Here is a 19,765-nt window from a genome sequence, read left to right on the forward strand (position 1 = left end):
ATCAGGCCGGGATTAGCGGAAGGACGTGGTTGTCCCAGGCTTCCCGGCCGAGCACCTGGGCGCCGAAGCGGGAGAGGTCCCGGTTGCCCGCTCCGGCCAGGTATGTGCCGCCGTGGCCGGAGGTGACGACGAAGAGCTCGGAGGCGCCGAGGCCTGGCGCGGCTGCCGCGAGGCCGCAGACGTCCGGCAGCTTCCGGCGGCCGAGATACCGGCCGCTGGCCCGCTCCCAGAACGCGACCGTGCCCCCCTTCGGTGAGGTCGCCGCGACGATGCGCTCGGAGCCGCTCAGCGCGACGGAGCCGACATAGTTGTCGAGCGCCGCGAGATCGTCCTCCGGCATCTCGAGGAAACGGGCTCGGCCGTCCGGATCGAAGAGACCGACGAGCAGAGGACCCTCGTCCGGGGCGCCTTCCCACTGGCAGGCGAAGGCCGCCTGCCCGTCCGGCGCGATCGCGAGGTGGCGGATGCTGAGGCCGCGCAACTCCGGCCCGAGTTCGACGACATGGCGAGGCTCGCCGCCCTTGAGGTCCACCACGGCGAGGCTCGGCCGCATGGTCTCGGGGTTCAGGATCTCGCGCCCGGTCTCCGGCTGCGTGCGAGTCCCGCCATTGGCGACCAGCATCGTGCCCGCCGGCAGCAGGCCGAGATCATGCGGCCCGAGGCCGTGGGTCGGCATCTCGCCGACCCGGACATACCCGGCACTCGCGTCGTAGATGCCGAGCACCCCCTGCCCGCTCGCGATGTCGTTCTCCGTCGCGTAGAGGAGCCGCCCATCCGGCGAGTAGGCGCCGTGGCCGAAAAAGTGCCGGCCGGGGGGCGAGGTGACCACCCGCCGGACCTCGCCCGTTCTCCGGTCGATGATCGCCGCCCAGTTGCCGGGCCGGCGGGCGAAGACGACGATCTCGGCCGCGTTCGGCCGGGCCGTGGCATCGTGGCCGCGGTCCGGCAGGCGCGTCGAGAAGAGGAGCCGCCCGTCGAGGTCGAAGGCGTTCACGGCCGCCCCGTCCCGCTCGGAGGTCGGCATGGCGGCCGAGATGAAGACCGGCGGCGCGGCTCCCGCCCGGGCGGTCCCGGCCCCGAGGCCGGAAGCGAGCGTGGCGCCGAGCTGCGCCAGGAAGGTGCGCCGCTCGATCATCTCAATCCCCGTCCTGGCTGTTGAAGCCGATCGTCACGTCGAGGCCCTCCGACAGGGCAGGCCCCGACACCTCCCGGGCGGAGCCGACTGCGTCGCGCAGGAGGACGAGGCGCATCCGCCCGGCCCGGTCGGCGGCGAGCTGCCCGATCGGGACGGGCTGCCCGGCAAGGCCGTCGGCGAGCGAACGCGCCGTGGCGAAGCCGGCCACCGCGCCCGGCAGGCGCTCGTCGTCATGCGCGAGCGCCGCCCGGATGAAGGCCTCGGCGGCCTCCAGGTTGATCTGGATGGCCCGCAGCGAGCGGCCGGAGCGCCAGCCCTCCGCCAGGAGCGGGCGCGTCTCGTCCGGATCCTTGCCCAGCACGGTGTTGATCTTCGCGTCCTGGATCACCTCCAGGGTCGCGAGGTGGTCGGTCGCGAGGCGCGTCAGGTTCTCCCGCGCCTCGTCGGGGCTCGCCTTTTCCCAGCGGGCGAGTTCGGAGCCCGTCCAGGCCGCCAGCACCTCGTTCGCGATCCGCTCGAGGCCCTCCGCGATGGCGAGGCCAAGTTCGCGCCGGCGCGCCCCGGCCGGCGAGGAGGCCGAGAGCTCCCGGGCCGCAGCCGCGGCGCCGCCCTCTCTCTCGCCATAGAGGAGGCGCTCCAGCGCGGTCAGGCCCTGCCCGGCGACGCTCGCCCGCCGCAGGCGCTCGGGCGTGATCGGCTCCTCCCCGGCGAGAAGGGATGCCAGTGCCCGGCTCACGGCATTCCGGCGCTCGGGCCAATGCGCCATGCGCTCGTAGCGATTGTCCTCGGCGATCGGGCCCGAGCGGATATCCTCGGCGGCCGACCAGGCGTCTGCAGCGCCCTGGTAGGCGGCTTTCACGCCATCCGTGCCCGAACCGGGATTCGCCCGGAACGCGCGCCAGGCGGCGGCCTGCCGGCCCATGGCGTCGGCCAGCGCCCGGTACTGCGGAATGACCAGCGCGCGGGCGATGTGGAGGGAGATGTCGCGCTGGGACCTCTTGGCGGTTTCCTGCGCCAGGGACCGCCCGGAAGGCAGGAGAGCCATGGCGCCGAGCAGCGCGAGGGCGCCACGGCGGGTCGAAAGGCCGGTCTTCGTCATAGGGAGCTCACGAAGGCGAGAAGGCGCTCGCGATCAAGCGGCGAGAGCGCACGAAAGCGGGCGCGGGCCGAAGCGGCCTCGCCGCCGTGATGCGCGACGGCGTCGGCGACCGTCCGGGCGCGCCCGTCATGGAGGAGGCCGGCGCCGCCGGCGATCGTCCCGGAAATGCCCCAGAGGGGTGCCGTGCGCCACTCGGTGGGTGCGACACCGGGCTCGGTGGCGCCGCCATCAAGCTCCGGGCCGAGATCGTGCAGGAGGAGGTCCGTATAGGCCGACACAGCCCCCCTTGCGGACGGCAGGCTCGGCCTGTGGCACATGGCGCAACCGATGGCCTCAAAGAGCGCGGAGCCGGCCGGATCCGCGGCCTTGGCCTCCGGGGCGGGCCTCGCAGCCAGGAAATGGGTCAGGAGGTCGACGAGCTCCGCCGCGATCTCCGGCTTGCCGTACTCCGCGCCCGTTGGTGCGGCGAGGCATGCCGGCTGCGCGGGTGTGCAATCGCCAGCCGGCCTGTTCCGGCCCGGCGTGGACATGCCGAGGTCGAGCTCGAAGGCCGCCTCGACCTGCTCGGCGAGCGTCGGCAGCGATGCCTTGAGGCCGAACCGTCCGAGCCGGCGGCTTCCGTCGGGGGCGGAGAGCCAGTTCGGCCGGCCGCGGATTCCGTCCGGGCTGCGGCCCTGCTCGTCCGCAATCGCCAGGATGGCGCTCTCGGGCACCTGTTCGAGAAGGCCGAGGCCGGACAGGGCGGGAGCGAGCCGGGCCCCGACACGCGTCGTCGGTGCGATCGGCCCATAGGCGAGGTCCCGCGCCGCGTAGCCGGAACCGGACCGGACCGCCCGCCCCTCCCCCGGCACGCCGGGTAGGCCGGATGTCTGGAGCTGCACCCCATAGACCGGATCGGGCCGCCCCTCCCGGTCGGAGAGACGAAGCACGAGGTTCTCGCCCAGCACGACCCCCGCCTCGTCCAGGCGGACGGGCTGGCGGGCCATGCCGCCATGGCAGGCGAGGCAGGAACGGGCATTGTGCAGCGGCCCGAGGCCGTCATTCGCGCGCGTCGAGGAAGGTGCGGGAACCCAGGCCCGCTTGAACAGGGCCGCACCGATGGCCCTGTCGAGGTCGCCTGCCGCGCCGGCTGCCGCGGCAGCGAGGCACAAGGGGATGAGCAGCGCGGCGGCGGACAGGCGCCGCATCAGGCCACCCTCAGATAGCCCATCATGCCGTATTCGAGGTGCTCCAGGATGTGGCAATGGAGCATCCAGTCTCCGGGCGCCGCCGTGAACGCCACCTCGACCCGCTCGCGCGGATTGATAAGGACGGTGTCGGCGAGATGCCGCGGCATCGCCTTCTGCCGCGAATAGGACAGCACCTCGAATGTGTGCCCGTGAAAATGGATCGGGTGCGGATGGGGCGTCGTGTTGATCCACTCGGCCAGGTAGGGCCGGCCGGCAACCAGCCCGCCGAGGGGCGGGGGCAGCGCGGCGTTCGGGCCTGCGGGCCATGGCACCTTGTTGATCGCCCAGAGGCTCGTGTCTTTGACGCAGAGATTGTCCAGCAGGACCTTGGCGAGCGGGTCGCCAGGCGGCAGCCCGGCCGCGATCTCGGCCGCCGCGTCCTGGCCCGAGCTTGCCCCGAAGGTGAAGCTCAGGCGCTCCGCCGCGCCCGGATCGGCGGGCCGCGGCATCACGGAGGCATAGAGCGGCCGGGGCTCGAAGGCCGGGCGCCCGAGACGCGGGCCGGCAGCCGTCAATTCCGCCGCGAGCCATGGTTCGGCCGAGCCGTAATCCATCACCCGCAGCCTCTCCCCGGCGCGTGCGGGGGCCTGGATCAGGAGATCGGCCCGCATGGCCGGGCCGAGCCGCCAGACGCCATCCTGGAGGTCGTTGAGGGAGACGGGCTGCAGCGCCTGGCCGTCCGTGGCGATCAACGCCGCTTCGCCGCCCTCGACGCCGAGCTGCAGGATGCGCGTGGGGTCGACGTTCAGCACCCGCAGGCGCACGAGTCCGCCCGTCGGCACGCTCGCCCGCATGGGACCGGCCTGCCCGTTCGTCCCCCGCACCGTGCCGAAGGTGCCCGCGCGCCCGGCCCCCTCCTTCGTCTCGAAGGGAAGAAAGGAGCCGTCATCGTCCAGCCGCCAATCCTTGACGGCGAGGACCAGGTCGGAATCCGCATAGCCGTCCGGGGCGTCGCCCTCGACGATCAGCACGGCCATGAGGCCGCGGCCGGACTGGCCGGATTCGTCGCAATGCGGATGGAGGAAGAACGTCCCCGCATCCTCCAGCGGGACGTCGTAGGCGAAGCTTTCGCCCGGCTGCACGGGCGGCTGGGTCAGGTACGGAACGCCATCCATGCCGTTCGGCACCCGGATCCCGTGCCAGTGGATGGAGGTGTGGACGGGCAGCCGATTCTCCAGCCGCGCCCGGATGCGGTCGCCGACCCGGGTCCGGATCACCGGTATGACGGGCTCCCCCGGGCGACCGAAGGACCAGAGCCGGCTTTGCGGCCGGCCGGGCCCCAGCACGGCGCCCTCCCGCTCGGCCGCCACGAGCGTCATCTCGTGCGTGCGGGCCGGAAGACCGGACGGGGGCCGGACGGGAAGGCCGCCGAGGCGGTCGTCGGCAGCGGCCCGCACGGTCCGGACGAAGGGCGCGGCGCAGAGGGCCGCTGCCGCCGCCGCACTCCCTCCCAGGAGCCCCCTCCGGGTCAGCGGCTTCGGCAAAGGGCGCTCCGCGCGGGGCAAGGTCAGTGCTTCTTTCCGACCTTGCTCGGGTCGTCGAGGCTGTCCGAGTTGCCGACCGAGATCTTGAGGCCGAGCTTGGCGACCACCGCCTCGACGGCGCGGGTCTGCGCGATGAGGGCGTCGATCGCCTCCTGGATGATGCGGTTTCCTTCGGCGTTGCCCTCGCCGATCATCTGGTCATAGGCCTCGGTACCGGCATCCGCCCGCGCCTTGATGGCCATGAGCTTCTCGGAGGCGGTCTTCATCGCGGCCTCCAGGCGCTGCGCCTCCTCGGGAGCCTTGGCGGCGGCGAGCTGCAGGATAGAGGGGCCTTCCACGACCGTGCCGTCCGGCCGGGCGTAGCGGCCGTGGACGATCGCCACCATGCCGACCTGGTCGTACCAGTGCGAGTTGTGGGTGTTGTCGGCGAAGCAGTCGTGCTCCTCCTCCGGATCGTGGAGGATGAGGCCGAGCTTCATGCGCTCGCCCGCGAGTTCGCCGTAGGAGAGCGAGCCGATGCCGGTGAGGATCGTGGCGAGCCCGCTATTCTCGTCCTGCTTGGCGAGATCGGCCGCGGCCTTGCCGCCCGGGGCCCAGAGCTTCGCCATCGCCCCGACATCCTCCACCAGGAGTTCGGTCGCGGCCTTCAGATAGTCCCGCCGGCGGTCGCAGTTCTTGTTGGTGCAGGCCTTGAGCGAATAATCCGTCGCGGGCCGCTTGCCGGCCCCGGGGCCGGTTCCGTTGAGGTCCTGGCCCCAGAGGAGGAACTCGATCGCGTGATAGCCGGTCGCGACATTCGCCTCGACGCCGCCCGCCTCGTGCAGGCGCTCCAGCAGCTTCTTGTCGATCTTGCTCGCATCGATCTGGTTGCGACCGACCCGGATGCGCTTGTTGGCGATGATGTTGGCGCGGAACAGCGGGTTGTCGTCGGAGCTCTCGCCGTAGCTCCCGGTGTCGACGTAATCGATCAGCCCCTCATCCAGCGGCCAGGCGTTCACCTTGCCCTCTAGCTCGTCGACCGCCTTGTTGCCGAAGCGGAACCCCTCCGTCTGCTGGTAGGGCACGCGCGCCTTGAGCCAGGCCTCGCGGGCGGCCTTCAGGGTGTCTTCCGTCGGGTTCGCCAGGAACGCGTCAATGCTCTTCTTGAGGTCGCGCGTTCCCTGGGCGGCGTCGTCGTACATGGCACGCGCGATCGCCACATAGGTGCCGAGCACCGCCTTAGGCTCGGGCGCCTGTGCGATGGCGGGGGTTCCACAGGTCGCCGCCACGACGGCAGCGAGACATAAGCGACGCACAAGGCCCACGATTTGCTCCCCAAGGTCTCAGTTCGGCAGACGGTCGTCTCAGATCTCACGGGCGAAGTTTTGCCCGCGTCGCGTCGAACTGGCCCCGTCCGTTGCACTCCGGCGGCAAGCGGGTCAAGTCAAACGGGCACTCTCGCGTCCAACTGCTACAATCCGCCCCGCGATATCCAAGTAGCTCCACGCCACAACTCAGACCTGCACCTGCATAGATTGTATTTTTTCTAATCAAAAATCTAAGGTGCGCGCCGGATCTACAGAACGCGACCAAGTCGGGCTGCCGTCGCGACGACGGGGCCGCCGCGATGCGGGCGTCTTGCGTCCCGTGCCGGCTTGGCGGATGTCTGGGCAAACGGAGCAGCGGCCGGCCCAGAGCCCCCGCGGAGGAAACGATGGCGTCCTACGAGTACAGGCCGTTTCCCTACCGGCTTGCGCCCGAACTCGACGGCGCGGCGGGGGAATACCCGGTGGCGATCGTCGGGGCCGGCCCCGTCGGGCTCTCGGCCGCGATCGACCTTGCGCTGCGCGGGGTGCAGAGCGTGGTCCTCGACGACAACGACGTCGTGTCGGTCGGAAGCCGCGCGATCTGCTGGGCGAAGCGCACGCTCGAGATCTTCGACCGCCTCGGCGTCGGGGACCGCATGGTGGCGAAGGGCGTGACCTGGAAGCTCGGCCGCTTCTACCATGGCGACCGGGAGATCTCCTCGATCGATCTTCTGCCGGAGCCCGGCCACAAGATGCCGGCCTTCATCAACCTGCAGCAATACTATGTCGAGCAGTACCTGGTCGAGCGCGCGGGGGATTTTCCCGACCTGATCGACCTGCGCTGGAAGAACAAGGTGACGCGGGTCGAAGCATCGGCCACCGGCGTCAGCCTCGGCATCGAGACGCCGGACGGCCCCTACGGATTGCAGGCCGAGTGGGTCATCGCCGCGGACGGCGCCCGCTCCCCCATCCGGAAGGTCCTCGGCCTGGAGCTCGTGGGCCAGCTCTTCGAGGAGCGCTTCCTCATCGTGGACGTCCGGCTGCCGGCGGAGCGTCCGAACGAGCGGCATTTCTGGTTCAAACCGACCTTCGACCCGGGCGAGAGCGTGCTCGTCCATCGCCAGCCGGACGACGTCTACCGGGTCGATTTCCAGCTCGGGCCGCATGCCGATCCCGAGGCGGAACGGGCCCCGGACCGCGTCAGGGCGCGCGTCGAGGCCGTGTTCGGGAAGGGCGTCGAGTACGAGCTCGAATGGGCGTCGGTCTACATGTTCAGATGCGCCCGGCTCGACCGTCTCGTGCATGGCCGCGTGATCTTCGCCGGCGACAGCGCCCACGTGGTCTCGCCCTTCGGGGCGCGGGGCGGGAATGGCGGCATCCAGGACGTCGACAATCTCGCCTGGAAGCTGGCGCTCGTGGTCGAGGGCAAGGCGCAACCGGAGCTCATGGCGAGCTACGACGAGGAGCGCGGACGCGGGGCCGACGAGAACGTCCTGAACTCCGCCCGTACGACCCGCTTCATGACGCCCAAGACGGCGGTCGAGCGCGCCTACCGGGACGCCGTCCTGGCGCTCGCCGCCGAGCATCCCTTCGCCCGCAGCCTCGTCAATGGAGGCCGCCTCTCCCGGCCCTGCCTGCTCGACGGCTTTGTCCTCCAGACCCCGGACGAGACCCGCCTCCCCGAGATGACGCGGCCCGGGGCCATCTGCCCGGACGCGCCGATGGAGGACAGCGAAGGCCGGAGCTGCTGGCTTCTCGGGGCGCTCGGCGATGGCTTCACGGCGATGGTCTTCGTGGACGGCGAGGAGCGCGACCCGCAGACCTGGCCGACCCTCCCGCCGGAGATGCGTCTGCTCGCCATCGCGCCGCGAGCACTCGGGCGAAGCGCGCTCGCCACCCTCGTCGATGCCGAAGGGATTGCGCGGGAGCGGTATGGCGGAAGGCCCGGCGTGACCTACCTCATCCGGCCGGACCAGCATATCGCGGCACGGTTCGCCGGCTTCGACCCCGTAGCGCTCCAGCGCGCCTATGCCCGGGCGACGGGCCACCTCGACGAGCCGGCGAGGGCAGCGGCATGACGTCCGGACCAGCCACTCCCTTCGGCGGACAAGGGGACGAGCTCTACGAGGCCCTCATCGATGCCCATGCGGGTCTCGACCCCGAGCAGAGCCTTGCCCTCCACGCACGTCTCGTCCTCCTGCTCGCCGGCGAAATCGGGGATTCGGAGCGGGTGCTTACCCTGATCGCGCGGGCGAGGGACTCACTAGGGGCACCAGAGAACGGGAGCCGGGAACCCTAGACAAATTGAGGAGTTGTGCGCCTTTGCGGTCATCGATCAACATCGCACGCGCGTGAACCAGCAAGTCCCCGACAGCCGCGACCCGAGCCTGCTCAGCGAGGAACGCTACCGGCTGCTCGTCGAGGCGGTGACCGACTACGCCATCTACATGCTCGACCCGAATGGCTTCGTGTCGAGCTGGAACCGCGGCGCGCAACGCTACAAGGGCTACACCAGGCAGGAGATCCTGGGGCAGCATTTCTCCCGCTTCTACACCGAGCAGGACAAGGCGACCGGTCTGCCGGCGCGCGCGCTGCGGACCGCCCGAGAGGAAGGACGCTTCGAGCAGGAGGGCTGGCGCGTCCGCAAGGACGGCACCCTCATGTGGGCGCATGTCGTCATCGACCCGATCCGGAACGAGGACGGCGTTCTCCTCGGCTACGCCAAGATCACCCGCGACATCACCGAACGGAAGGCCACGGAGGACGCCCTCCGCCAGAGCGAGGAGCGCTTTCGCCTGCTCGTCCAGGGCGTGCACGACTACGCCATCTACATGCTCGACCCCGAGGGTCGCGTGGCGAACTGGAACACCGGCGCCCAGCGCTTCAAGGGCTACGAGGAAGAGGAGATCGTCGGCCAGCACTTCTCCCGCTTCTACACGGAGGAGGACCGGCTCTCGCGACTGCCCTGGCGCGCGCTGGAGACCGCCGCCCGGGAAGGACGCTTCGAGCAGGAGGGCTGGCGCATCCGCAAGGACGGCACCCGCTTCTGGGCGCATGTCATCATCGACGCGATCCGGGACAAGGACGGCAAGCTGATCGGCTTCGGCAAGGTCACGCGCGACGTTACCGAGCGCCGGGCCGCGCAGGAGGCGCTCGAGGAGGCCCGTGCGCGCTTCGTCCAGGCGCAGAAGATGGAGGCGATCGGCCAGCTGACCGGCGGTGTCGCCCACGACTTCAACAACCTGCTCGCGGTCGTGCTCGGGAACCTCGACCTCGCGCGCAAAAAGCTGCCCCCCGACCCGAAGCTGCAGCAGCTCATCGAGAACTCGATCCAGGCGGCCGAGCGGGGCGCGACGCTCACGCGCCGCATGCTGGCCTTCGCGCGACGGCAGGACTTGGAAGCGGCTCCCGTCGATGTCCCGACGCTCGTGCGGGACATGGCGGACCTTCTTCAGCGCTCGATCGGCCCGAGCATCACGATCGACACGCAGTTTCCGCTGCGGCTGGCGCCCGCGCTTGCAGACGCGAACCAGCTCGAACTGGCGCTCCTCAACCTGACCGTGAATGCGCGCGACGCCATGCCCGAGGGAGGGGCGATCATCATCTCCGGGCGGGAGGCGGAACTCGCCCTCGGCAACAAGGCCGGCCTTCGCCCCGGCCGCTATGTCTGCCTGTCGGTCAAGGACAGCGGCGAGGGCATGGACGAGCAGACGCTGGCCCGCTCCATCGAGCCGTTCTTCACCACAAAGGGCGTCGGCAAGGGCACGGGTCTCGGTCTCTCCATGATCCACGGCTTTGCGGATCAGTCGGGCGGGGGCCTCGTCCTGGAAAGCACGAAGGGCAAGGGCACCACGGCGGAGATCTGGCTGCCCATCGCGCAAGTGGCGAAACCCGAGGATACAGAAGACGAGCCGGCCGGGCCTGCCGCGTCACCGAACCAGAAGAAGCTGACCATCCTGGTGGTGGACGACGACAGCCTCGTCCTGATGAACACGACGGCGATGCTGGAGGATCTCGGCCACGAGGTGTTCGAGGCCAATTCCGGCGAGCAGGCGCTTCGGATCCTGCGGCGCCAGCATCGCGTAGACCTCGTCATCACGGACCAGCTCATGCCGGGCATGACCGGCCTTCAGCTGGCGGAGGAGGTGCAGAGGATCTCGGCCGGCGTGCCGATCATCCTGGCGACCGGCTATGCGGATCTGCAGAACGAGCCCAGCATGCCGGTCACGCGGCTCAGCAAGCCGTTCCTGCAACGGGACCTGGCCCGGGCCGTCGCGGCAAGCGTCGCCGGGGAGCCCGCCCAGGTGCTTGCCTTCCGGACGAAGTAGCGGCGGGCGGCGAGACGCCGACCGCCAGTATCGGGACTCGCGGCGGGCATGGGCTGCCCGCCACGGTCTGGCGCGACGCTGCGCGGGTTCCGGCTTATCGGCTCAGTTCGCCACCGCGCCCGCCGCCTTGAGGACCGGCGTCCAGCGGGCGACCTCGCTCTCGACCAGCTTCTGCAGCGCCTCGGGGCCGCGATCCGCACCCTCGGGAATGACGCCGCCGAGATCGAGCAGGCGCTTGCGCGTGTTCTCGTCCGACAGCGACTTGTTCAGGGCATCGACCAGCTTCGCGCGCACGTCCTGCGGCAGGCCCTTGGGCGCGAAGACGGCATTCCAGGCCGAGACCTCGTAGCCGTCGAGCCCGGCCTCCTTCGTCGTCGGGACGTCGGGGAGCGCCGGCGAGCGCTGCGGGGTGGCGATGGCGTAGGCCTTGATCGTGCCGCCGGTGACCTGCGGAGCCACGTTCACGATCTGGTCGGTCATGAAGTCGACCTGCCCCGACATGAGGTCGTTCAGGGCCGGCCCGGTGCCGCGATAAGCCACCATGGTCGGCTTGACGCCCAGGACGGAGGTGAAGAGCACGCCGGTGGAATGCGAGACCGAGCCGACGCCCGCATGGGCCATGTTCGTCTTGGTGTCGTTCGCCTTCACGTGCGCCAGGAAGGCCTTGAGGTCGGCAGCCGGGTAGTCCTTCTTGGCCACGATGACGATGGGGGTGCCGGCCGCCATGCCGATCGGGTCGAAGCTCTTGGCCGGATCGTATTTCAGGTTTGGGTACAGGGCCGGGGCGGCGCCGTGGGTACCCATATGCCCCATCATGATCGTGTAGCCGTCCGGCGCAGCCTGCGAGGCCCGCGTGATGCCGGTCGTGCCACCGGCGCCGGCGACGTTCTCCACCACGACCTGCTGGCCCAGCGTCCGGGACATGTGATCGCCGACGATGCGCGCGACGACGTCGGTGGGCCCGCCTGCCGCGAAGGGCACGATCATGGTGATCGGACGCTGCGGATAGGTCTGCGCCGCGGCGGCGCCAACCGTCAGACCGAGCGCCGCGGCAAAAGTGAGAAGTCGCTTCAAGGATTCCTCCCGTGTGAAAGGGTCTTCTCGTCGGAAGATCTTGCATCCGCAAGGCTGGGCTGCCGGCCCCCGCCTCCGTCTTTGGGCTGATGCAAGCCGGCGCGGCGCAGGAACTGAGGCCCGCCGCAAGAGGCCGGGGACGAAGCAGAGCTCCGTCCCCGGCGGGAGACGATCAATCCTCGACGAAGACTTCGTCGCGGCTTTTCCGGATCGATGGCAGCAGCGCGAGCACCAGCATCACGACGGCGATGACCAGCAGCGCCAAGGAGAGCGGACGCTCGACGAAGGTCATCATGTCGCCGCGCGAGATGATGAGCGCGCGCCGGAGGTTCTCCTCCATCAGCTTGCCGAGCACGAAGCCGAGGAGCAACGGCGCGGGCTCGAAGCCGAACTTGATCAGGCAGTATCCGATCAGCCCGAAGAACGCGATGAAGAACACGTCCGTAGGCAGCGAGTTGATCGAGTAGATGCCGACCGAGCAGAACATCAGGATGGCCGGGAACATCAGCCGGTAGGGCACCTTCAGGAGGCGCACCCAGAGCCCGATCATGGGCAGGTTGATGATCAGCAGCATGAGGTTGCCGACCCACATGGAGGCGATCATCCCCCAGAACAGGTTGGCGTTCTTGGTCATCACCTGCGGGCCCGGCACGATGCCGTGGATCGTCATGGCGCCCACCATGAGGGCCATGACGGCATTCGGCGGGATGCCGAGGGTCAGCAGGGGGATGAACGAGGTCTGCGCGCCGGCATTGTTGGCGCTCTCGGGCCCGGCCACGCCCTCGATGGCACCCTGCCCGAACCGGCGGGGATCCTTCGCGAGCTTCTTCTCGACCGTGTAGGACGCGAACGGGCCGAGGACCGCGCCGTTTCCGGGCAGGATGCCGAGGATGCCGCCGATGAAGGTGCCGCGCACGATCGGCTTCGCGGAATCCTTCAGGTCCTGCATGCTCGGCAGGAGGCGTCCGATCCGCTGCTTGACCACGTCGCGAACTTCGGTGTGGTCGAGGTTGCGGAGGATTTCCGCGACGCCGAAGAGCCCCATCGCGAGGGTCGCGAAGTCGATGCCGTCCGACAGGAACTGCATGCCGAAGGTCATGCGCTCCTGCCCCGTCTCGAGGTCGGTGCCGACCGTTGAGAACAGGATGCCGACCAGGATCATGGCGATGGCGCGCAGGATCGAGCCGCGCGCCAGGACGACGGCGAAGACGAGGCCCATCACCATGAGCGAGAAGTACTCGGCCGGCCCGAAGATCAGCGCGAGCCGCGTCAGCGGGGCGCCGACCGCCGCGATGAAGACCGTGGCGACGCAGCCCGCGAAGAAGGAGCCGATCGCCGCGATGCCGAGCGCGACGCCCGCCCGGCCGCGCTTGGCCATCTGGTGACCGTCGAGCGTCGTGACGACGGCCGTCGCCTCACCCGGGATGTTCACCAGGATGGCGGTGGTCGAACCGCCGTACTGCGCGCCGTAATAGATGCCGGCGAGCATGATGAGGGCGCCGGTCGGATCGAACTTGAAGGTGATCGGCAGCAGCATCGCGATGGATGCCACCGGGCCGACACCCGGCAGCACGCCGACGAGGGTGCCGACGAGGCAGCCGACGAAGCAGAGCAGGATATTCAGCGGGATCGGCACGACGCCGAGCCCGGGAATGTCGACCGGGATCAGCCCGAAGACGGTGCCGAAGCCGAGGCTGAGATTTGCGAGAAGGTCGCCCATCAAACGGGTCCAGTCACGAGAAGAGGGCCGGGGCGAACATCAGACCGTGCCCGCATGCTCGTCGGGCACGACGTCGATCGGCTCGTGAGCCGGGCGGCGCCGGTGGGTCGCGAGGAAGATCCCGAAGGCGAGCACGGCGAGGCCGAAGGCCGTCGCGCGCAGCCGCCCCTCGCTCGACCAGCCGGACGGGTACAGGTCGGCAAAGGTCTGTGGATACATCGGGATCGGCAGGTTCAGGAGGTCCCCGAACAGCAGCATGCAGAAGCAGGTCAGCGCGAGAGCGAGGATCACCAGGTCGCGAAACCGCGCCTCCGCGGTTGCGAAACCGGCAATCATCATGGCGATCGGGCCTGCTCCGAGAAGGCCAAGCTGCGGAACGGGCAGCGGACCGAGCGAGAAACCCCGGATCGTCATCCCGAACCACACGATGGCGATGCCCACGAAGACGGGCCCCCGCAGGCTGAACGCCTCGAGGGGGGCGCCATCATGCGTGAAGCCGATGACGACCAGGGCCAGTCCGCAGAGGCCAACCCCCACAGCGAGCCATCTCGGCAGCATGGCCGGGCCCATGGCGCGGAGGGTGCCTTGCGGCAGGTCGCTCGTCAGCCAGAGCGCAAACAGCGCCAGTGCGACCAGCACCAACCCGGACACGAGACTCTGGGGGCCGCGTATGACGCCGCGCCCCGCCGGGCTGCGGTCAGCTCCAGCATGCATGAATCTTCCTCCCAAAAGGCGGACCGGCCGCCTGTTGTGGCGTTCTCGAAGTGAGGTTGATGCACAGTCGCCGCGACGCGATCAAGTGCGCCGCGCCGCAAAAGTGCCTCAATCCAGTTTAGCGCCAGACGCTTTGACGACCTGCGCCCACTTCCCGTGCTCGGCCCGAGTGTAGGCCATGAGCTCGGCCGGGCTCATGATTTTCATCTCGCCGCCAAGTTCCGCAAACCGGCGTTTCAGGTCCTCGCCCTCGAGGGCTTTTCTCACCTCGGCATTCAGCTTGGCCACGATCTCTGGCGGGGTCCCCTTCGGCGCGTAGAGGGCGAACCAGCTCGAGGCTTCGAAGCCCGGCAACCCGCTCTCGGCGAGCGTGGGCACGTCAGGGAGCGCCTGGGAGCGTTGGGCCGAGGTGACGGCCAGCGCCCGCAGATTGCCGGCCTTCGCCTGCTCGATCGAGGAGGGAAGGTTGTCGAACATCACGTCCACTTGGCCGCCCACCAGGTCGTTGATGGCCGGGCCCGAGCCCCGATAGGGCACGTGAGGCATCTCGACGCCGGCCATCTGCTTGAACAGCTCGCCCGAGAGATGGATCGAGGTGCCGTTCCCGGACGAGGCCATGTTGAGCTTCCGCGTCGAGGCCTTCGCCTCCGCGATGAACTCCTGAACGGTCGTTGCCTTCACGTTCTTCGGATTGACGACCATCAGGTTCGGCACTCCGGCCGCGAACGCCACGCCCTCGAAATCGGTGAGCGGGTTGTACGGCATCTTCGAATAGAGGCTCGCATTGATGGCATGCGTGCCCACGGTGCCCATGACGAGGGTGTAGCCGTCGGGTGCGGATTTCGCGACGGCATCCGTCCCGATATTGCCTCCCGCGCCGCCGCGATTGTCGATGATGAATTGCTGGCCGAGCGACTGGCTGAGCTTGTCGGCGATCAGACGGGCGAAGATGTCGGTCGTCCCCCCGGCCGCGAACGGCACGACGACGCGGACCGGCCGGCTCGGATAGGTCGCCTGGGCGAGGGTCGGGCCCGAGAGGCCGAGCGCCATGGCAATGCCGAGGGCGGCGGATGCAAGTTTCTTCATGAAGGGGTGTCCTCCGTGGCGCCGATGGCGGCCTGCTTGGGCGCGCCTTTAACAGAGGCTTATGCCCGGTTCGAGGGCAAGAGCCGCTCGGCGAGGCTTGCATCGCGCGACCGCACGTCACATTCCTCAGCATTGCGAGAACCTGGGCGGCAGCTTTGGGCGAACCCTTCAAGAACCTGGCCTGGGACGATTTCCGCCTGGTGAAGGCCATCGCGGAGGCCCGCGGGCTGGCCGGTGCGGCAGCCGATATCGGCGTCAACCATTCGACGATCTTTCGGCGCCTCGGACAGCTCGAGGAAGCGCTCGGCACCAAGCTCTTCGAGCGGCATCGCTCGGGCTATGCCGCGACACCGGCCGGGGAAGAGATGGCGGCGCTCGCCGTGAGACTCGACGCCGACATCACGTCCTTCACGCGCCGCCTCGTCGGGCGGGAGATCGCCGCCTCCGGCGAGCTTCGGGTCACGACCAACGACTCGCTGCTGGTCCACCTTCTCACGCCCATCTTCGCGCGGTTCCGCGCGCAGCATCCGGCAGTGCAGCTCGATGTCGTGCTCGCGAACCAGGCCCTGAATCTGTCGAAGCGCGATGCGGACGTCGCGATCCGGGCGACGGACGATCCGCCGGAAACCCTGGTCGGCCGGCGCGCGGCGACGATCGCCTGGGCGCTCTACGGCCGCCGCGACGAGTTCGACGGCTCGTCCCTCGATCTCGCTACCCTTACGGCCACGCGGAACTGGGTCTCGCTCGGCGAGAACCTCTCCCACGTGAAAGCCGTGCGGTTCCTCCGCCGGGAGGTCTCGCCGGAGCAGATCGTCTATCGCGTGAACACGGTCCTCGGCCTCGCAGAGGCGGTGGAGGCCGGCATCGGAATCGGGCACCTCCCCTGCTTCATCGGCGACGGCCGGGCCGACCTCGTGCGCCTGGCGCCGCCGGTCGCGGATTTCTCGGCCAGCCTCTGGCTTCTGACCCACCCGGACCTGCGCCAGTCGCCGCGGGTGCGGGTCTTTCTCGACTTCGTCTCCGCCGCCATCGCGGCGCGTCGTCCCGAGATCGAAGGGCTTTCTCGGCACGGGCGGGACACAGCGGATCCGGCAGAAACCGCGCAGACCTGAAAAGATCACCTTGCGTACCCGCAAGATCTCGCCCCTCGCCTCCGCGCAGCGGGCCGGCTAGCTCTGGCAGAGCTAGACGGGAGAACACGATGACCAAGATCCTGGTTCTTTATTACTCGAGCTATGGCCACATGGAGCAGATGGCCTACGCGGCGGCCGAGGGCGTGCGCGAAGCGGGCGCAGAGGCAGTGGTCAAGCGCGTGCCCGAGCTCGTGCCGGATGAGGTCGCGCGGCAATCCCACTTCAAGCTCGACCAGGCGGCGCCGATCGCGACCGTGGCGGAGCTTCCCGAATACGACGGCATCATCGTCGGCGTCCCGACCCGGTTCGGCCGCATGGCGTCCCAGATGTCGAACTTCTGGGACCAGGCAGGCGGCATCTGGGCAACCGGCAAGCTGACCGGCAAGGTGGGCAGCGTCATGTCGTCCAGCGCGACCCAGCATGGCGGGCAGGAGACGACCCTGTTTTCAGGGATCACGAACCTCCTGCACTTCGGCATGATCATCGTCGGCCTGCCCTACTCGTTCCAGGGACAGATGACGCTGGACGAGATCGTGGGCGGAGCCCCCTATGGTGCGACCACCATCGCGGGCGGCCAGGGGCAGCGGCAGCCGAGCCAGATCGAAAAGGACGCCGCGCGCTTCCAGGGCAACCTGGTCGCGGAAACTGCGGCGAAGCTGAGGGGCTGAGCCAGTCGCGGCCGATCCGAAGCTCGGCCCGGGTGCCAGCCCTGGGCTTTGCCGGACCCCTTCCGCCGTTCTGATGAGATCCTGCGGCATCCCGGTCCAGCCACGCTGATCGAGCGCCGCTGGATCGAGGGCCGGCCTGCTGGCCTGCCCTCTTCCCCCGCCGATCCGTCCGGCGGGGCAACGGCACGGCTTGCGAGCCGGCCGGTATCGTGCCGTCGCTCAAGCCCCGCGCGGCTTGAGGCGGGCGTCGCCTCCCACAGGCCGCGAGCTATTCCTGCCTCGCCTTCCCCCAGGCTTCGTTTCGCGTCCCGAAATCAAGCTGCCGCAGGCTGCGTCGTCAGACGCAACAGACCCGACATGATTGTATGAACATGACGGAAGCCTGGCAGGAGAAGGTCCTCGGGCGAATTCGACCCCGCTTGGAATCGTGAGCGGTCCGCCCTTCGGCGGCCCGCCCCTGCAGAATCGTCCGGCCGGCCGTCCGACACCATCCGGCGCGTCGCTGAAGTAACGAAGGACATGATACGGAGGCGAAACGGCCGGTCTTGAATAGAGGCTGGCCGGCGAGCGCCGCTTCCTGAGCAGGGTTGATGGAACACGATACGACGCTTCTTCTCACGATCTCCCTCGGCCTCCTGCTGGCCTTCGTGCTTGGTTTCGCGGCCGCGCGTCTGCGCCTGCCGCCCCTCGTCGGCTATCTGCTGGCCGGGATCGCGATGGGGCCGTTCACGCCCGGCTTCGTGGGCGACGCGGCCCTGGCGGGCCAGCTTGCCGAAGTGGGCGTCATCCTCCTCATGTTCGGCGTCGGGCTTCACTTCTCACTCGAGGATCTCCGCGCGGTGCGGGGCGTCGCCATCCCCGGCGCGGTCGGGCAGATCGTCCTCGCGACGGCGATCGGCGTCGCCGTCTCGATGGCCTGGGGCTGGCCCTTCGGGGGCGCGCTGGTGTTCGGGCTGTCCCTCTCCGTCGCCAGCACGGTCGTCCTTCTGAAAGCCCTGGAGGAGAGGAACGCGGTTGGCGGAGTGAATGGCCGCATCGCGATCGGCTGGCTGATCGTCGAGGACCTCGTGATGGTCCTCGCCCTGGTCCTGATCCCCGCCTTCGCGGGCACCCTCGGCGGCAACCTGGAGGGGGCGAGTTCGACCTGGGATGCCCTGATCAGCCTCGCGACCACGATCGTGAAGGTGGGCGTCTTCCTCGCCATCATGCTCCTGATCGGCCCGCGCGTCCTTCCTCCGCTTCTCAGGGAGGTCGCGCGGCTCGGCTCGCGCGAGCTCTTCACTCTAGCGGTCCTGGCCGCCGCACTCGGGATCGCCCTCACGGCCGCCAAGCTTTTCGACGTGTCGTTCGCGCTCGGGGCCTTCTGCGCGGGCGTGGTTCTCGCAAAATCCGAATACAGCCACAGGGCGGCAACGGAATCCCTCCCCCTGCAGGACGCCTTCGCGGTCCTGTTCTTCGTCTCCGTCGGGATGCTCTTCGATCCCTCCGTGCTCATCCGGGAACCCGCGGCCGTTGCGGCCACCCTCCTCATCATCGTACTGGGCAAGACCGTCATCGCCATGGCGATCGTCATGATGCTCGGCTATCCGGCGGGCACGGCCGCCATGGTCGGAGCCAGCCTCGCGCAGATCGGCGAATTCTCCTTCATCCTCGCCGGCCTCGGCATCTCCCTGCAGCTGATGCCGTCGGTCGGGCGGGATCTCATCCTGGCCGGCGCGATCCTGTCGATCCTGCTGAATCCCTTCGCGTTCCGGCTCGTCCACCCGCTCGGCCAGTGCCTGACCGTCCTGCCGGGGCGCCTGCTCGGGAAGGCCCAGCGGCAGCTCAAATTCGCGCGGCTCGAGCGCAGGCTCGAGGAGGAGCAGGCCGCCGAGGCTGCCGCGCAGACCCGCTCCTCCCTGACTTCGGCGGAGGTTGCGGACCGATTCCCGATCTTCGAACGGTTGCCGCCTGAGGCCAGGACCGAGCTCGCGTCCCTGTTCGTCCCCATCCACGCTTCGCCGGGGGACAGGCTGGTCAGGAAGGGCGATGTCGCGGACGAGATCTTCTTCATCGAATCGGGCGAGGTCGAAGTCTCCCTTCCCGGGCGAACGGTCCGCCTCGGTCCGGGAGGCTTCTTCGGCGAGATGGGAGTTCTGCTTGGTCTCTCCCGGACGGCCGACGTCACGGCGATCGACTTCTGCGACCTGCAGGCGCTGAGCCGGCGGAACCTGCTGCGGTTTCTCGACGACCACCCGGAGCTGACGAGCGTGATCGGGGGCGTCGCCGAGCGACGCTCGCGAGAGAACCGCAATCGCGTCGCCTGAGGCCACAGCTCTCCGCCCCGCGGTTGGTCGGCCGCGAGAGCCCAAATGGCGCGGAAGCGGCTCGCAGGGCCTCGCCCTCCCGAGCAGAACCCGTACCCCACCGGCGCGGTGCGGGTGCCTACAGGTTGCGTGTTGCGGGTCTCAACCGTTCGGCCGCAGCCCCGGCGGCGGCACAGCGAGCGAGTCGCCGCGCCGGCCCCGTTCCCCTCCCCTACTGCCCGAAGCTGCAGCCGTATTGAGATGCGACGCAGAGGACGGCCTTTCGGGCGTCCCGGGTCGCCCAGGCGCCCCGCGACAGACGCAACTTTGGTGGGCCGAGCACTGGCGGCGCGAGCGGCGGCAGCCCGTGAGCTGGTCAGGGTAGGGCCGCTGCCTCGACGTGCTTCGTGGGTCTGGAACGGCAGAAAGCCCGCCGCGCGTGAGCGTGGCGGGCTTTTTGGGTTTGGTTGCGGGGGTTGGATTTGAACCAACGACCTTCAGGTTATGAGCCTGACGAGCTACCG

The 19,765-nt window shown here is 69.3% G+C and carries 15 protein-coding genes; 6 read left to right on the plus strand and 9 right to left on the minus strand.

Annotated elements, in window-relative coordinates; genetic code table 11:
- Window position 1: 1 nt before the first annotated feature.
- Genes ACO2SS_RS19360 through ACO2SS_RS19380 form a run of 5 tightly spaced genes read right to left on the minus strand, consistent with a single transcriptional unit; the run spans window position 2 to window position 6,242 of the window.
- Window positions 2-1,135 carry a DUF1513 domain-containing protein gene (locus ACO2SS_RS19360; RefSeq protein ID WP_423279403.1) on the minus strand — a complete coding sequence of 378 codons (1,134 nt, stop codon included), beginning with the start codon at window positions 1,133-1,135 and terminating at the stop codon, window positions 2-4.
- Between the two features lies 1 nt (window position 1,136).
- A complete protein-coding gene (locus ACO2SS_RS19365; protein WP_423279404.1) occupies window positions 1,137-2,234 on the minus strand; it encodes an imelysin family protein in 1,098 nt (365 codons plus the stop codon).
- Window positions 2,231-3,421 (minus strand): di-heme oxidoredictase family protein, encoded by a 1,191-nt coding sequence (locus tag ACO2SS_RS19370; RefSeq protein WP_423279405.1) that lies wholly within the window; start codon window positions 3,419-3,421, stop codon window positions 2,231-2,233. The genes ACO2SS_RS19365 and ACO2SS_RS19370 overlap by 4 nt, the downstream gene beginning before the upstream one ends.
- Window positions 3,421-4,947 carry a multicopper oxidase family protein gene (locus tag ACO2SS_RS19375; RefSeq protein ID WP_423279406.1) on the minus strand — a complete coding sequence of 509 codons (1,527 nt, stop codon included), beginning with the start codon at window positions 4,945-4,947 and terminating at the stop codon, window positions 3,421-3,423. The genes ACO2SS_RS19370 and ACO2SS_RS19375 overlap by 1 nt, the downstream gene beginning before the upstream one ends.
- A gap of 23 nt (window positions 4,948-4,970) precedes the next feature.
- Window positions 4,971-6,242 (minus strand): imelysin family protein, encoded by a 1,272-nt coding sequence (locus tag ACO2SS_RS19380; protein WP_423279430.1) that lies wholly within the window; start codon window positions 6,240-6,242, stop codon window positions 4,971-4,973.
- A 398-nt stretch (window positions 6,243-6,640) separates the two neighbouring features.
- Between ACO2SS_RS19380 and ACO2SS_RS19385 the strand changes: the two genes are divergently transcribed.
- Genes ACO2SS_RS19385 through ACO2SS_RS19395 form a run of 3 tightly spaced genes read left to right on the plus strand, consistent with a single transcriptional unit; the run spans window position 6,641 to window position 10,561 of the window.
- A complete protein-coding gene (locus tag ACO2SS_RS19385; protein ID WP_423279407.1) occupies window positions 6,641-8,311 on the plus strand; it encodes an FAD-dependent oxidoreductase in 1,671 nt (556 codons plus the stop codon).
- Window positions 8,308-8,532: a DUF2783 domain-containing protein gene (locus ACO2SS_RS19390; RefSeq protein ID WP_423279408.1), complete on the plus strand. Its 225-nt coding sequence runs from the start codon at window positions 8,308-8,310 to the stop codon at window positions 8,530-8,532. The genes ACO2SS_RS19385 and ACO2SS_RS19390 overlap by 4 nt, the downstream gene beginning before the upstream one ends.
- A 52-nt stretch (window positions 8,533-8,584) precedes the next feature.
- Complete coding sequence (locus tag ACO2SS_RS19395; RefSeq protein WP_423279409.1) at window positions 8,585-10,561, plus strand: PAS domain S-box protein; 1,977 nt, start codon at window positions 8,585-8,587, stop codon at window positions 10,559-10,561.
- A gap of 102 nt (window positions 10,562-10,663) precedes the next feature.
- Here the strand turns inward: ACO2SS_RS19395 and ACO2SS_RS19400 are convergent, their stop codons facing one another.
- From ACO2SS_RS19400 to ACO2SS_RS19415, 4 genes are all read right to left on the minus strand, one after another.
- Complete coding sequence (locus ACO2SS_RS19400) at window positions 10,664-11,635, minus strand: tripartite tricarboxylate transporter substrate-binding protein (protein ID WP_423279410.1); 972 nt, start codon at window positions 11,633-11,635, stop codon at window positions 10,664-10,666.
- A 172-nt stretch (window positions 11,636-11,807) separates the two neighbouring features.
- The gene (locus ACO2SS_RS19405; RefSeq protein WP_423279411.1) at window positions 11,808-13,355 is read right to left on the minus strand and encodes a tripartite tricarboxylate transporter permease; all 1,548 of its coding nucleotides are present in this window, start codon (window positions 13,353-13,355) and stop codon (window positions 11,808-11,810) included.
- Between the two features lie 39 nt (window positions 13,356-13,394).
- Window positions 13,395-14,069, minus strand: a complete 675-nt coding sequence (locus ACO2SS_RS19410; protein WP_423279412.1) for a tripartite tricarboxylate transporter TctB family protein — start codon at window positions 14,067-14,069, stop codon at window positions 13,395-13,397.
- A 108-nt stretch (window positions 14,070-14,177) separates the two neighbouring features.
- On the minus strand, window positions 14,178-15,155 hold the full coding sequence (locus ACO2SS_RS19415; RefSeq protein WP_423279413.1) for a Bug family tripartite tricarboxylate transporter substrate binding protein: 978 nt from the start codon (window positions 15,153-15,155) through the stop codon (window positions 14,178-14,180).
- 155 nt (window positions 15,156-15,310) lie between these two features.
- Here ACO2SS_RS19415 and ACO2SS_RS19420 point away from each other — a divergent pair, with 155 nt between their 5' ends.
- From ACO2SS_RS19420 to ACO2SS_RS19430, 3 genes are all read left to right on the plus strand, one after another.
- A complete protein-coding gene (locus ACO2SS_RS19420; protein WP_423279414.1) occupies window positions 15,311-16,267 on the plus strand; it encodes a LysR family transcriptional regulator in 957 nt (318 codons plus the stop codon).
- A gap of 89 nt (window positions 16,268-16,356) precedes the next feature.
- Window positions 16,357-16,956 carry an NAD(P)H:quinone oxidoreductase gene (wrbA, locus tag ACO2SS_RS19425; RefSeq protein ID WP_423279415.1) on the plus strand — a complete coding sequence of 200 codons (600 nt, stop codon included), beginning with the start codon at window positions 16,357-16,359 and terminating at the stop codon, window positions 16,954-16,956.
- Window positions 16,957-17,546: 590 nt separating this feature from the next.
- Entirely contained in the window at window positions 17,547-19,262 is a 1,716-nt protein-coding gene (locus ACO2SS_RS19430; protein WP_423279416.1) for a cation:proton antiporter, read from the plus strand.
- The last annotated feature ends 503 nt before the right edge of the window (window positions 19,263-19,765 follow it).

The organism is Enterovirga sp. CN4-39, from assembly GCF_049446235.1.
Lineage (GTDB): Bacteria > Pseudomonadota > Alphaproteobacteria > Rhizobiales > Beijerinckiaceae > Enterovirga.

Bases quoted from the DNA above. Each gene is read 5' to 3' on its own strand.
- ACO2SS_RS19390 (WP_423279408.1), top strand. From the start codon at position 8,308: ATGACGTCCGGACCAGCCACTCCCTTCGGCGGACAAGGGGACGAGCTC.
- ACO2SS_RS19430 (WP_423279416.1), top strand. From the start codon at position 17,547: ATGGAACACGATACGACGCTTCTTCTCACGATCTCCCTCGGCCTCCTG.
- ACO2SS_RS19410 (WP_423279412.1), bottom strand. From the start codon at position 14,069: ATGCATGCTGGAGCTGACCGCAGCCCGGCGGGGCGCGGCGTCATACGC.
- ACO2SS_RS19365 (WP_423279404.1), bottom strand. From the start codon at position 2,234: ATGACGAAGACCGGCCTTTCGACCCGCCGTGGCGCCCTCGCGCTGCTC.
- ACO2SS_RS19415 (WP_423279413.1), bottom strand. From the start codon at position 15,155: ATGAAGAAACTTGCATCCGCCGCCCTCGGCATTGCCATGGCGCTCGGC.
- ACO2SS_RS19385 (WP_423279407.1), top strand. From the start codon at position 6,641: ATGGCGTCCTACGAGTACAGGCCGTTTCCCTACCGGCTTGCGCCCGAA.
- ACO2SS_RS19360 (WP_423279403.1), bottom strand. From the start codon at position 1,135: ATGATCGAGCGGCGCACCTTCCTGGCGCAGCTCGGCGCCACGCTCGCT.
- wrbA (WP_423279415.1), top strand. From the start codon at position 16,357: ATGACCAAGATCCTGGTTCTTTATTACTCGAGCTATGGCCACATGGAG.
- ACO2SS_RS19370 (WP_423279405.1), bottom strand. From the start codon at position 3,421: ATGCGGCGCCTGTCCGCCGCCGCGCTGCTCATCCCCTTGTGCCTCGCT.
- ACO2SS_RS19405 (WP_423279411.1), bottom strand. From the start codon at position 13,355: ATGGGCGACCTTCTCGCAAATCTCAGCCTCGGCTTCGGCACCGTCTTC.